This window comes from Streptomyces sp. NPDC052042, from assembly GCF_044548345.1.
GTDB lineage: Bacteria > Actinomycetota > Actinomycetes > Streptomycetales > Streptomycetaceae > Streptomyces.
On the sequence record NZ_JBIUBU010000059.1, the window covers coordinates 1 to 11,976 of the forward strand.

At 71.4% G+C, this 11,976-nt stretch carries 15 protein-coding genes; 7 read left to right on the top strand and 8 right to left on the bottom strand.

What is annotated here, in order from left to right:
• The 7 genes from ACIHCL_RS36450 to ACIHCL_RS36480 form a co-directional block, all read right to left on the bottom strand.
• The coding region (locus ACIHCL_RS36450; RefSeq protein ID WP_399868841.1) for a hypothetical protein at positions 1-1,185 on the bottom strand (1,185 nt) is incomplete at its 3' end.
• A 229-nt stretch (positions 1,186-1,414) separates the two neighbouring features.
• Positions 1,415-1,573, bottom strand: coding sequence for a hypothetical protein (locus ACIHCL_RS36455; protein ID WP_399868842.1), 159 nt, complete (start codon positions 1,571-1,573; stop codon positions 1,415-1,417).
• 137 nt (positions 1,574-1,710) lie between these two features.
• Complete coding sequence (locus ACIHCL_RS36460) at positions 1,711-1,959, bottom strand: hypothetical protein (protein ID WP_399868843.1); 249 nt, start codon at positions 1,957-1,959, stop codon at positions 1,711-1,713.
• Positions 1,960-2,059: 100 nt separating this feature from the next.
• Positions 2,060-3,118 carry a hypothetical protein gene (locus ACIHCL_RS36465; protein ID WP_399868844.1) on the bottom strand — a complete coding sequence of 353 codons (1,059 nt, stop codon included), beginning with the start codon at positions 3,116-3,118 and terminating at the stop codon, positions 2,060-2,062.
• Positions 3,118-3,591 (bottom strand): hypothetical protein, encoded by a 474-nt coding sequence (locus ACIHCL_RS36470; protein WP_399868845.1) that lies wholly within the window; start codon positions 3,589-3,591, stop codon positions 3,118-3,120. Before ACIHCL_RS36470 ends, ACIHCL_RS36465 begins: the two co-directional genes overlap by 1 nt.
• Positions 3,592-3,619: 28 nt before the next feature.
• Positions 3,620-4,702 carry a hypothetical protein gene (locus ACIHCL_RS36475; RefSeq protein WP_399868846.1) on the bottom strand — a complete coding sequence of 361 codons (1,083 nt, stop codon included), beginning with the start codon at positions 4,700-4,702 and terminating at the stop codon, positions 3,620-3,622.
• Positions 4,699-5,058 (bottom strand): hypothetical protein, encoded by a 360-nt coding sequence (locus ACIHCL_RS36480; RefSeq protein ID WP_399868847.1) that lies wholly within the window; start codon positions 5,056-5,058, stop codon positions 4,699-4,701. Before ACIHCL_RS36480 ends, ACIHCL_RS36475 begins: the two co-directional genes overlap by 4 nt.
• Positions 5,059-5,393: 335 nt before the next feature.
• Between ACIHCL_RS36480 and ACIHCL_RS36485 the strand changes: the two genes are divergently transcribed.
• From ACIHCL_RS36485 to ACIHCL_RS36500, 4 genes are all read left to right on the top strand, one after another.
• Complete coding sequence (locus ACIHCL_RS36485) at positions 5,394-6,167, top strand: GntR family transcriptional regulator (RefSeq protein WP_399868848.1); 774 nt, start codon at positions 5,394-5,396, stop codon at positions 6,165-6,167.
• A gap of 9 nt (positions 6,168-6,176) precedes the next feature.
• Positions 6,177-6,737, top strand: coding sequence for a GNAT family N-acetyltransferase (locus tag ACIHCL_RS36490; protein ID WP_399868855.1), 561 nt, complete (start codon positions 6,177-6,179; stop codon positions 6,735-6,737).
• Positions 6,738-6,927: 190 nt separating this feature from the next.
• Positions 6,928-7,833, top strand: coding sequence for a hypothetical protein (locus ACIHCL_RS36495; protein ID WP_399868849.1), 906 nt, complete (start codon positions 6,928-6,930; stop codon positions 7,831-7,833).
• A gap of 5 nt (positions 7,834-7,838) precedes the next feature.
• Positions 7,839-9,188: an AAA family ATPase gene (locus tag ACIHCL_RS36500; RefSeq protein ID WP_399868856.1), complete on the top strand. Its 1,350-nt coding sequence runs from the start codon at positions 7,839-7,841 to the stop codon at positions 9,186-9,188.
• Positions 9,189-9,715: 527 nt separating this feature from the next.
• On the opposite strand, the gene ACIHCL_RS36505 is transcribed toward ACIHCL_RS36500, so the two are convergent.
• Positions 9,716-9,940, bottom strand: coding sequence for a hypothetical protein (locus ACIHCL_RS36505; protein WP_399868850.1), 225 nt, complete (start codon positions 9,938-9,940; stop codon positions 9,716-9,718).
• Between the two features lie 233 nt (positions 9,941-10,173).
• Here ACIHCL_RS36505 and ACIHCL_RS36510 point away from each other — a divergent pair, with 233 nt between their 5' ends.
• From ACIHCL_RS36510 to ACIHCL_RS36520, 3 genes are all read left to right on the top strand, one after another.
• Complete coding sequence (locus tag ACIHCL_RS36510) at positions 10,174-10,356, top strand: hypothetical protein (RefSeq protein WP_399868851.1); 183 nt, start codon at positions 10,174-10,176, stop codon at positions 10,354-10,356.
• Positions 10,357-10,716: 360 nt separating this feature from the next.
• Positions 10,717-11,508, top strand: a complete 792-nt coding sequence (locus tag ACIHCL_RS36515) for a ParA family protein (protein WP_399868852.1) — start codon at positions 10,717-10,719, stop codon at positions 11,506-11,508.
• Entirely contained in the window at positions 11,505-11,876 is a 372-nt protein-coding gene (locus ACIHCL_RS36520) for a hypothetical protein (RefSeq protein ID WP_399868854.1), read from the top strand. The genes ACIHCL_RS36515 and ACIHCL_RS36520 overlap by 4 nt, the downstream gene beginning before the upstream one ends.
• Positions 11,877-11,976 lie beyond the last annotated feature (100 nt).

Below are 11,976 nucleotides of genomic sequence, written 5' to 3' on the forward strand. Positions count from 1 at the left end.
ACTGCGTCCGGCGAATTCACCGATACGGCGCTGGGTCCATCCCTGGGTGAGGCCGTAGTCGATACGAGCGGTCACCTGGGCATCCGTCAGGTACTCGGGCACCCGGCCGGGCGCGCAGGCGTCGGGAAGGCCGGGAAGGTCCCAGTCCCTCACCGGCCCGGCCTTCCCGGCGGGCTCCTCCTGGCGCTCCGGCTCAGGGGCGGGGATCCGGGCGGACACCTGCGGCCGGGCGGGCGCCGACGCGGCCACGGCCCCCGAGACGCTCTCACGGGCCGGAACCGGCGCGGCGGCCCGAACAGCGGCCGTGGCGGACTCCCGGACCGGAGCAGGGACCGGAACGGGCGCGGCAGGGAACGAAGGGGCTGAGGCCGGGGCCGGGGCGGCTGCTGCCGTCACGCCGTCAGTACGGTGCGCCGTTGTGCCGTCATGCCGCTGCGCCGTCATGCCGTCAACGTGGCTCTGAGGTGTGGGAATCGTCGCGGTGATCCGCTTCTCTTCGAGGTCCAAGCGCCGGACTTCGATCTGCCGGGCGACACGGGCGGCCTCGCGGCGCTCCTCCAGGTCCAGGGCCCGGTCCTCGTCCTCCTTGCGCTGCGCGCGTTCGCGCCGCTCGTCCTCCAGGCGCTGAGCCCGCGCCCGGTCGGCGTCCTCCCGCTCCTGGCGGCGCTTGCGGTCGGCTTCCCGCTGCACGTTTTGTTCCTCCGCAGTCTCGGCCGCGGCGAGCTTGGCCGCCAGACTCCGCCGCCACGCGGGGCCGGCCTCCGCGAGCAGCACCAGCAGGCCCGGCGCCACCAGGTGCTGGAACACCCCGGTCCAGTCGTCCTTCTCCCAGCTCCCCCCGATGTTCAGGAACACCGACGACGCCCCGGTGAACAGGCGCAGCAGTACGGGCCAGGCTCCGGCCCGTACGCCGTGCCGGGAGGCGATCTCATCCGCCCGCAGCGCCCCGACGAACGCCGCGTCGACCACCAGGGGCAGCACGAAGGCCGTCCTCTCCCAGCCCACGGCCACATGTGCCCTGACATACGGGGTCGCGTTGAGCATCGACCACAGAACCATCCCGGCGGCGCACGACCACGTCACCACCGTGATGAACCGGTCCGCCGCGCCGATCTCCGACCGCAGCCGCTCCAGCGCCGACACCGGACGCGGCTCCGGACCCCTCTCCAACGTCTTCCTGCTCATGAATTCTTACTCTCCGTAGTGTTCGTTTTAGGGGCAAACCCGACCCGGGCGGGGTGAGCACCGTGCGAACGGCGCTCACCCCGCCCGGACTCGGTCACGCTGGGTAGGGGTCAGCCGCCGCAGGGCGGACAGAGCTGGGACGGGGTGTCGCTCTCGAACCACCGGGCGCACAACATGCACTGCCAGGCGCTCGCCAGAGTCGTGAGGCGACCGAGGAGGCGGCGGACCTTCATCGCTTGTCCCCCCGCTCCTTCGGAGTGCCGGGGACCGGCTTGGAGGCGGGGACGGTGGTGTAGCCGCCGGTGCTGGAGGCGTACTCGCGGACGTGCTGGGGCTCGCGCTCGGCTCGCTCGGGGTCGCGTGACGGCATGGTCTTGCGAAGGGCCACAATGGGCTCCTGTCTCTGCGGAGATGGAGCGGGCCGGTCGGCTGTCTTGGCGGATGACGACCGGTCCGCGTCGTTTCTGGGGCCTCGTGCTGACGGCTCCCCTCACCGCCCGGTCGTGCCGGGCGGATCGGGCAACGTCAGTGCAGGCGGCTGTAGATCCGGGCGACGGTCTCGGCCACGATCAGCAGGCCGATGCCGACGAGGACCTTCCGGCCGGAGACGTACCGGACGGCGGAGGCGGTCTCGGGGACCACCTCGTCGCCCTCCGGGACCAGGCCGCCGTGGTGGGCGATGCGGTGCTCGTCGCGCAGCTGCTCGGCGGCCTGCCGGGTGGCGGCCGGCGGGGCGCTCGCGCGGCACGCTCGGCACCGGTAGACGTAGCTCACCGGTCCCCCTTTCAAGGGATGGGATTGGGTCGGTAGTCGGGTAGGTAGGCAGCCGGTAGGCGGCTGGTAGTCGACGCGCTGACCTGCGACGACTACCGGCCTACCGGGCCCCCTGGGAGGGGGTCGGGGTCGGGGTCGGGGAGGGGCTGACAGCCGCCTCAGAAGCCACCCCGGGAGCCGCCCCGGGCGGGGTGCTGACGGGGGTGCTGGAGCGGGCCCCGGCGGAGGGCTGAGAGGGCACCAGAGCGAGCCCCTCCCCGCCCCCCGCGAGGGCCCTCCCCCCGGCCGCTCCGGCAGGGGTCGCGGGGACGGGCGGGAGGTGCTCCAACCGAACCCCCTCCCTGCCCCTCGCGAGACCCCCGGGGAACGTCAGCTTGAAGCTGCTGACGGGCAGTCCCCAGTCGTCCTGGAGCGCGGCCTTGAGCTCCGCCTGTTCCCACCCCGCCAGCTCGGGCTCGGGCAGGAGATCCGAGAGGTGGACCCCGAGGTGGCGGGGGTGTCGCGCGGCGACCCTGCGGACGATCGCGGCGATCTCGTCGACGGTCAGCTCCCCGGCGTCCTCGTCCTGGCCGCCGTCGGCGGCGCCCTCGGCCGCGTTCTCCTCGACCTCGGCGTCGGCCTGGTCCTCCTGGGCCCGGCGCTTGGTCCTGGCTTCCGCGGCCTTCTTTGCGGTCGCCGCGATCTCCTCCCTGGCCTCCTTCAGCAGCCGCTCCCTCTCGGCCTCTTTGGCCTCCTTGGTCGCGGCCCGGACGGCGACGGCCAGCTCGGTGTACTGGCGGGCCACCAGGCACCACGTCACGATTCCGGGAGGGATCAGGTACCCGGTGTACGACCCGAGCGAGGAGAGCGCGCTCTTGCCGACCGCGTAAGCGACGAACGCGGCCCCTCCGGCCCTCATGGCCGAGTCGCTGTCCCACCCTTCGGCGCCCCGGATCCAGGCCCAGCCGCGGCCCAGCAGGACGGCAGACCCTTCCCCTACCCCGGCCAGCAGCACCCGCAGATTCCGGGGGGTAGGCAGGTAGGCGCCCAGGTCAGCGCACATCGCGGCGACCTTGCCCCGCTCCGCCTCCTCCTCGATCCGCTCCTTGACGAGGGCGAGCTGGGGGCGCTCCGCCTGCTTCTGCGGCGGGAGCTGCTTCGCCGCTTCCTGGGTGCCCATCAGGAGGCCCCCAGCGCACCGGCGGTGGTCATGATCAGGGCCTCGGGCAGTCCCCAGATCCCCCCGGCCTGCGCCCAGACGCCCGCCGTGACGATCCCGGTGACGGCGGCGAAGCCGGGACGCATCTCCCGGAAGTACAAGAGCGCCCCCAGGAAGAGGGACACCCCGCCCATCCCGGTCACGCCGAAATCCCCGCCCGTGAAGATGGACGCGAACGCGTGGCTCAAGTCCTTGCCGGTGGTCCAGATGCTGCCCGCCGCCATGTAGCAGGTGCCCGCCGCGACGCCCACCACCGACGCCTCCGTCGGCGTCAGCTTGCGCCGGACCTTCCCGCCCTTCTTCGGCTCCCGGATCCCCGCGATCAGTACGGCCGTGAGGCCGATCGCAAGGCCGCCCGACCCCACCGAGCCGAGGATCTTCCCGCCCTCGATACCCGCCGCGAGCGCCTGCGCCGTCTCAATGTGCTCAAACATGAAAAATCGTCCCCTTTTTGAACAGATGTCAGATTTGCGACGCAGGTGCGTACAGGGCGAGTGCGGTGATCGCGGAGGCCAGCGGGATCCGGGCCACCCACGCCAGAAGCGGGTTCCAGTGGCGCGTCTTGCGGTCCCAGACGTGCGCCACGAACAGCACCACGCCGAACCCGAGGGTCAGTGCCCCGCCGATCGACGTCGTGCGCCCGCACTCCTCGATCGCGTAACCGATCAGCGGGACCAGGCCCAGCCAGTACCCGACCCCGGCCGCCCCCGCGTTGGCCAGCAGCCGCAGCGTCCCCGCCGACAGCGCGGGCTTGGCCTCCTCACCCTCGGCGGGGGAGAAGGGGTTGCGGGGGCGGGGGTAGTACGTCGCGGCGGGGCGCAACCACTTACCGACCCGCCCGTGGACCTCCTCAACCGACAGACGGGTGCCGCAGCCCTCGGCCGCGCACACGTAGCCGATCAGCGTCCCGCTCTCGGACCGGGCCTCCAGGCGCTCCTCGTGCTCGCACTCAGCCTCGGGCTCCGGGTCCGTCGCCGGGAGCCGCTCGTCGCAGTCCAGGCACAGCCGGGCCACGACCTCTCCGTGATCACCCTCCGCCCGCAGAGCCAGCAGCGCGTCATGCGCGCACGTGCCCGTGCCCTCCGTGGGGCCAGCCTGCTTCGGGTCCGGCGTCCCGGCCTTCTCCAACTCCGGCCGCTCCGGCTGCACCGGCCGCTCCGGCACCGGCTTCTTCTGCTCCCACCAGTACGGCAGGCGCGGGGTCCGGCTGACGCGCGCCGCCGGGGACTTCGTCGCCTCGGCGCGCGGGGTCGGGCTGACGTGCGGTGCCGGGGCCAGAGGCTCCGGGGCCTCTGCACCCGCCTCCGGGGTGCCGTACAGGGAATCCCACCAATCCCCCCGACCGCCCGGCCTCTCGATCGGCTGAGCCGCGACGACCACCGGCTCCGCAGGAGCATCAGCGGTGTCGGAAGAGCCCCGGAAGGACGCCGGGACGGGGGTGGGGGAGGGGGCGGGGGGAGGGGAGGGGGGAGGGGAGGGGGCGGTCTCGACGGCCGCCAGGACGTCGTCGATCGACGCGAGGAGACCAGTCACGTCGGCGCTCATCGGGCCCACCCGAACCGGGCGATCGCCGCGATCATCAGGTGCCTGATGCGAATCTCGTCGCTGCCCTGCACCGACCGCTCGGGCGCAGCAACGTAGCCGAACGGGAGCGCGGGAACACCCGTCTCCAGCTCCCACACACGACGGCCGGGCAGCACGGTCCGCGTCACCACGACCGGCCCGCCGTCCTCCCGCACCGCGCGCCCGCGCCGCAGCCGCAGCACCACCGCGAGCGCCCGCATCCGGGCCTCCGGCTCGTAGCCGCGAGCGTCGTCCTCGTCCTCCCAGCGCCTGGCCTCCTCGGCCAGCCCCGCCCGTACACCCGGCGGACGCACCCGCTGATCAGCCACAATCGACACGTCGGTCCCCTCTCACACAGTCCGGTCCGACAGCGGTCGAGGTGCTTCCAACACCCCGACCACCGCCCAGAAAGGCCAGGGGCGCTTCCAACACCCCTGGCCACGCGCCCGGCCGGTGCTTCCAACACCGGCCGGGCGCACCAACTTCGGACACGAAGCTGGTGCGCCGCAGACGTTAGCGGCACCCCATGAGCATCGTCAACGTCTTCGGACACGAAGTTGCGTGCGAGTTCCTACTGTTGATGGCCAGTCAATGCCATAGTTGACGACTTCGGACCCGATGCTTTACACCCTGACCTCATCTTCGGACCCGAAGTTGCGCTACGCTGCCCGGCATGCCAACCAACAAGAAGTCACCGCCGATGCGGGAGATCGCGGAGGACCTTCAACGGCGCATCGCTTCCGGCGAGCTGCTCCCTGGAGACCCCCTGCCCAGCACGCGGACCCTCGCAGCGGAGTACGGCGTCGCGGAGAAGACGGTCTACCGCGCCATCTCCCTGCTCAAGGCAGGCGGGCAAATCGAGGGGAAGCAGGGCAAGGGGGTGTACGTCCGCTCCATCAAGCCCCTGGAGTGGCACATGCACCGCTTCGAGCGCGGCCCCCGTCGCGACGACCCCTCAGCGGGCCGGGACGACTGGAAGATTGGCGTTGAGGAGCAAGGGCGCGTCGCGTCGCAGGACACCCCGCGCGTGACCGTCGAGCCTGCCCCGGCGGATATCGCCGGATGGCTGCAAGTGGAGCCGGGAACCTTCGTCGTTGCCCGTCGCCGCGTGCGTCGCGTCGACGGGGAGCCGTTCCAGTTGGCCGACTCGTGGTTTCCCACCAGCGTGGCGCTGGAGACGCCCCTGATGCTGGAGCGAGACGTCACGATGCCGGGCGGCATCCTGGCGAGCACCGGTCACCCACAGAAGTTCCTGAGAGACGAGATCCGGGTCTGGCCGCCCACATCTCCCGAGGAAGCCGAGCGCCTGGAGCTCGCTGAGGGCGTCGGAACGCCGGTCATCCGGCACGTGCGCATCGGGTACGGCGTGGACGACCGGCCGATCCGGGTCATGATGACCGTCGCCGCAGGCCACCTGAACACCCTCGTATACGAGATGGAGGTCTGAGTGCTGACCATGCGTCAAGCGACCGCCGACGATGAGCCTGCTCTCATGGAGCTGCGGGCGGAAGCCGAGGCCTGGCTCGCTGCGGCCGGCATCGACCAGTGGCGCAACCCCCTCACGCGATCAAGAGCCCTCACTAAGTGGCAGAGAGACATCGCAGAAGGGCGCACATGGGTCGCCGTTAATAGCTCGGACAGGATCGTCGGAACGGTGACTCTGGCCGAGCCCGATCGGGATTTCTGGCACGCCGAAGATTCCCCGGAAGACGCGGTTTACGTGGCGAAGCTAATAACAGCGCGCGTCGCCGCAGGAAAATCAGTCGGAGGACGAATTCTCGATTGGGTGAGCTCTATTGCCCAAAGGGAAAATGTTTCTTGGGTCCGTCTCGATGTCTGGCGAACCAACACGAAACTTCAGCAGTACTACGTAAAAGAAGGCTTTCAACACGTGCGCACAGAAGCGCCGCCACACCGGCTTTCAGGCTGGATGGCGCAGCGCCCGGCAACCGTAATCCTCCACCCGGGCGAGAAACTGAATGAGCGCTCGGAACTCAATCTCCGGCACACCGCATGAGCACACACGCAACGGGCCCCGCCAAGATGGCGGGGCCCGACGCTCCACTCCCGGGCGGCCACCCAGGGGCGGAGCAAGCACTCTCTGACCTGATGAAAGTGAGGTGCGCTCCCTTGAGCGTACGAGAAGACCAGCGCAGCAGGCCACACCACGGCCCGACCACCACGGCGGCCGGGGCGGGGGTGGCCCGGTGATCCAGCACATGAACCTCGTGTTCCAGGCCGGCGGGCTGGAGGTGGGGGAGTTCGCCTTCTTGATGGCGTGCTGCAACCACACGGACGACCGGGGCAACGTCATCGCGAAGATGCAGCAGCTCGCGGACGAAGCGCACCTGCCGCTGAGCACGGCCCGCGCCAAGAAGTCCAAGCTGATCAAGCGCGGGCTGCTGGCCCGGGGCGAGCGGTACAGCCCGAAGAACAACGCCCAGCTCGCGGATCTGGTCCGGGTCAACCTGGACCTGCTGGCGAGCATGAAGCGCCCGCGCGTCGACTACGGGCCCACGCTCGTGGAGGAGCTGACGTTCGCTACTCCGCAGGAAAACCCCAGCTCAGACCCCCCGCTGAAATCCAGCGGGGGGGGCGCTGAATCCCAGCGGGGGGGGCGCTCAGATTCAGCGGGGGCCCCGCTGGATCCCAGCGGGGCAGGGGCGCTGAATCCCAGCACCCTTCTCCTTCCCTCTTCTATTCCCTCTTCTCTCTCCGGCCTCGGTGACCCCTCGGGTGACGGGTCGGAGCCGGGTGAAGAGAGAGAGGCGGCTGCGCCGGAGCTCTCCGGGGCTGATCAAGTCGCAGACGCTTACGAGGCGGCGGCGGGTCGACGGCTGCTGACCTCGACCCGGTCGGGGCTGCGGGCGCAGGCGGTTCAGCTGCTGGCGGCTGGCCGTCCGGTGGAGTGGGTGGCGGCGCGGGCGGCGGAGATGCCGGCCAATGGCTGGACGGACCTGATCAAGCACTGTGAGCGGTCGCGGGTGCCGTTGCCGGGGCAGGCGGGTCCGGCGCGTGCGGGTGCGGGTGCTTCTGGTGTCGAGCAGCAGGCGACGTTGGAGCAGGTGGCGGCGTTGCGGGCGCGGTTGGCGGGACGGGGGTCGGGGCTGTGAACGACATGACCGAGGAGCGGGTGCAGGCGTTGCGGGAGGCCGAGGAGGCGGTGGCGGGCACGCTGCTGCACCCCGAGGCCCGGGATTTGGCGCCGGACCTGATCAACATGTTGTCCGGGTCGGACTTTGGGCAGCCGCGGCTTGGTGAGCTGTGGGATTTCCTGTCGTCGCTGTGGGCGGCGGGTGGTGCGGTCGATCCGATCACGGTCGGGTCGATGCTGCGGGAGCGGGGCGATCTGACGCGGCTGGCGGGCCCGGCCGGGGTGGTGTGGCTGCACCAGCTCTACGACGCGGTGCCGACCGTGGCGCACGCCCCGGCCTACGCCGAGATCGTCCGGGAGGAGTCCCAGTGGCGGGCGCTGGCCGTGGCGGCGGCTCGGACGATGACGGCCGTCCAGGCCCGCGAGGGAACCGCCGAGGCGGCGGCCGAGGCGGCCGTCGACGCGGCCCGCGCGGTCCGCGACCAGCAGAACCGGCGCTTGGACGACGCCCCGGTCGACCTGATCGATTTCCTCGACCAGGACGACGACGAGCCGGACTGGGTGATCCCCGGGGTGCTGGCCCGCTGGGACCGGCTGATGATCACGGCCGGGGAAGGCGGCGGCAAGAGCCTGATGCTCCGGCAGATCCTCATGCGGGCCGCGGCCGGCCTCCATCCGTGGAAGAAAGCCCGGATCGCTCCGGTGCGCGTGCTGCACATCGACGCGGAGAACGCCGACAGCCAGGCCCGCCCGTGGCTGCGCCGCATGCAGCAGGCCGCCGCGGACGAGGGGGCGCCCGTGGAGCGCGGCCGGTTCGCGCTGCGGATGATCCCGGAGGGCCTGGACGTGACGCAGGCCGCCGACCGGGCGTGGCTGGCGCGGATGGTGGAGCAGACCCGGCCGGACCTGATCAGCATCGGGTCCCTGTACAAGCTCACCACCAACGGGAAGAGCGACGAAGAGGCGGCGCGGCCGATCATGGCGACGCTGGAGATGATGCGCGCCGTCTCCGGCGGCGCGGCCATGCTCCTGGAGGCCCACGCCCCGCACGCCTCGCAGGGACGCCGGGACCTGCGCCCGATCGGCAGCTCGCTGTGGATGCGGTGGCCCGAGTTCGGCTTCGGCCTGGCCCCGGCCGATGAGCCGGGCGCCAAGCAACTGCGGCTGATGGACTGGGTGCCGTGGCGCGGCCCGCGCTCCGAGCGGTCCTGGCCCGAGCAGTTCATGCAGGGAGTGTCCTGGCCGTGGCAGGCGATCGAGTACGCGGGCACCGCGCCGCTCCCCTCGCTCACGCACACGATCACCGACGACCAGGCCGCCGCGCTCACCCCTGAACAGCGCGCTGGCGACCACGAGCAGGAAGAAGCGTTCTAACCCGCCCGTGCGCCTCTCTGAGCGCCTGTCAGCCGCCCCGGGTCGTCGGCCCGGGGCGGTCCGCGTTCGGCGCGCAGCGGGGCGCACAGCGGTTTTGGGATGTCAGGCGTCCGTCGTGCGCGCCGTGATGATGAGGCGGCAGCGCCGATCCGACCAGCGCCAGTCACCCGCCGACGGCCCGCCAGCGACCTGCCGGTCACCCGCCGGAGCCTGCCGCTCCGGCGGGTGACCGGCGGGTGACCGGCGGGTGGGTCGGCGGGTGGGTCGGCGGGTTCTTCGGGTGGGGCCGGTCACCGCCCCGCTGATGCGTCTGCTCCGTCACGGCCGACAGGCCACGGACGCATCAGGAAACAGATCGTGACCTGCCGGAATGCTGGCGCCGGGCGTCCCGGTGTTGCCGACGGGCCTTCATGTAAGAGAAAGCTTCCGCGCGGCTGCCCGGCCGGTCCGCCGGCCGAACCGGTCGGGTGGGGCGGGGTGCGGTCCGTTCCGCCGCGCCTGTCCCGCACGCGAGACGCCGGGAGCGGTCAGGTACGGCCGGGCGCGGTGCCGGGGTCGGCGGGGCCGGTCCCGAGCGGGCGGCGCCCGCTACCGCCCGAAACGGGCGGCGGGGGAGTGGGGGCGACTTCAGCGGTCCAGTCGCCTACGGCTGCGCGTTCGGCGGCGGTCAGGGTCCGCGGGTCGCGGGCAGGCGGCTCGGGCACGGGCCGGTCGGTGCCGGGTCCGAGCGCCCGGCGACGTACAGCGCTCACCGCGCCAGTCTGCCCGGGGCCGGTCGGCTTCTGTCCGGCGGGGCCGGGAGCCCGGAACCGTGCTGTACCCGCCCCTACCGTCGCCTTGCGCGGCTAACCCCGCCATCGCCGAAAGTCCGGACTGCACTCCGGCGCCGCTGTCCGTCGCGCGTCCCGAGACGCAAGGGGTGAGGCACCTCCGTGCTCCGCCAAGCCGTGCGCCACCCGGCGCACCCGACCCGAGGGGGAAACCCATGTCCACGCTCGCTCTGCTTGTCGCGCTGCTCCTGGTCGTCACCGGCCTGCTTGCCCTCGGCGCCATCGCCTACCTCGTCCACCGCTACCCGCGCCTGGGCACGCCGCTCATGGTGTGCGGCACGTTCGCCGCTGCGTACGTCGCGGCCGTGGCGGTCATCGTCACGACTGCCCGTGGGTGACCGCGCCGCGCGGACCCGCCGGGCCGTGCGGGGTTGCACCCGGGGTTGCACCCACGGTTGTCCGGACCGGGGGACCTCCGGTTGCACCGGAGGTACTACCGGAGGTACTACCGGAGGTACTACCGGAGGTGTGACTCCCTCCTCCGCGATCTTGAGTATTTCCCCTAGTCAGACCCCGTGGGCAAGCCGTGCCCACGCGACGACACCTCTTTCCACGCGGTAGCCGTGGGAAGAGGTCGTCTCTCCAGTGCTGAGGCGTCGGGGCGGATTGCCACTGGTCGAAAGGGTGGTGACGGCACACCGTCGTGACGGCGGACCGTAGTGACGGTATGCCGTTCTTGCGGCGGTACGGTCTGCCGTATGGCGATGACAAGAGACGCGCTGCTGAACCAGAAGGGCGGGGTCGCGAAGACGACGACCACGCTGCATCTGGGCGGCACGCTCGCGGCTGCGGGCCGCAAGACGCTCCTGGTGGACATGGACGGCCAGGGCAACCTGACCGACGCTCTGAAGGTCCCGAGGCTGGAGCCGGGCGGGGAACTGACGCTCGCCCGGGCGATGCTGGACGGCTGCGACCGGGACCAGGCCCGGTCCCTGGTGCGCCGGCACTCGGAGCACCTGTGGCTGATCCCGAGTTCGCTGGACCTGTTCACCCTGCCGCGGCAGCTCCACAGCACGCGCAGCAAGGAGGACCGTCTCGCGTGGGTGCTGGAGCTCCTGGCGGACGACTTCGACCACTGCCTGGTGGACTGCCGTCCGGCCCTGGACGTCGACACGGACAACATCCTGCGCTGGGCCGAGCACGTCCTGGTCCCGGTCGACGTCGACGAGTTCTCCCTCAAGGCCCTGGAACTACTGCTCGGGCAGGTGCAGACCCTCGTGGCCGAGACCCGGATGCCGATGCCGCACTACCGCGGCCTGGTCATCAACCGCATCGCCCGCCCCTTCTCCGGCTTCCACCAGAAGGTCTACGACGCCCTCCACCAGCTCCCGCTGCCCGTGGTCGGGGAGATCCCGCTGCGCACCGTCGTGGCCGAGGCCAAGAACAAGGGCCAGACCCTTGCCCAGTACGAACCGAAGTCCGATGTCGCGCGCATGTTCCGCGACCTGGCCGTGAAGGCCGGCTACCTCCCGGAGGCCCCCGCAGCATGAGCACCAAGAAGGACGGCTTCACCGTGGACACCGGTGGCGTCAGCGCCCTGCTGACCGGTCTGTCCGGCCGATTCACCGGAGAAACCGCAGACCAGCAGCCCGATGACGGCACAACGGCAGAACGGCAGAACGGCAGAACGGCGGCCGTACCCGAGCAGCCGACCGTGGCCAAGCCCAGCAAGTACACGCTGCTCCTGGACCAGGACGACGCCCTCACCCTCGACCAGCTCGCCCTCACCCTGCGCCGCCACACCGGCCGCGCAGTCGACAAGTCCGAGATTCTCCGCGCACTGATCCGCCTGGCAGACGCCGACGACCGCGTCACCGACAGCGTCGCCCGCACCCTTGACCGCCGCACCGCTTCATGACCTCCGCCCCGGCCGCTGCGCCGCGCGATCTCCCGAGGCCGCCGTCACGTTCATCGCCGAAGTCATCAGGATCATCCCGGTGCTGAATAACGGGAATAGC

Coding starts and splice junctions, on each gene's coding strand:
- ACIHCL_RS36465 (WP_399868844.1), bottom strand. CDS start 3,118: ATGGGCACCCAGGAAGCGGCGAAGCAGCTCCCGCCGCAGAAGCAGGCG.
- ACIHCL_RS36470 (WP_399868845.1), bottom strand. CDS start 3,591: ATGTTTGAGCACATTGAGACGGCGCAGGCGCTCGCGGCGGGTATCGAG.
- ACIHCL_RS36475 (WP_399868846.1), bottom strand. CDS start 4,702: ATGAGCGCCGACGTGACTGGTCTCCTCGCGTCGATCGACGACGTCCTG.
- ACIHCL_RS36485 (WP_399868848.1), top strand. CDS start 5,394: ATGCCAACCAACAAGAAGTCACCGCCGATGCGGGAGATCGCGGAGGAC.
- ACIHCL_RS36490 (WP_399868855.1), top strand. CDS start 6,177: ATGCGTCAAGCGACCGCCGACGATGAGCCTGCTCTCATGGAGCTGCGG.
- ACIHCL_RS36500 (WP_399868856.1), top strand. CDS start 7,839: ATGACCGAGGAGCGGGTGCAGGCGTTGCGGGAGGCCGAGGAGGCGGTG.
- ACIHCL_RS36510 (WP_399868851.1), top strand. CDS start 10,174: ATGTCCACGCTCGCTCTGCTTGTCGCGCTGCTCCTGGTCGTCACCGGC.
- ACIHCL_RS36515 (WP_399868852.1), top strand. CDS start 10,717: ATGGCGATGACAAGAGACGCGCTGCTGAACCAGAAGGGCGGGGTCGCG.
- ACIHCL_RS36520 (WP_399868854.1), top strand. CDS start 11,505: ATGAGCACCAAGAAGGACGGCTTCACCGTGGACACCGGTGGCGTCAGC.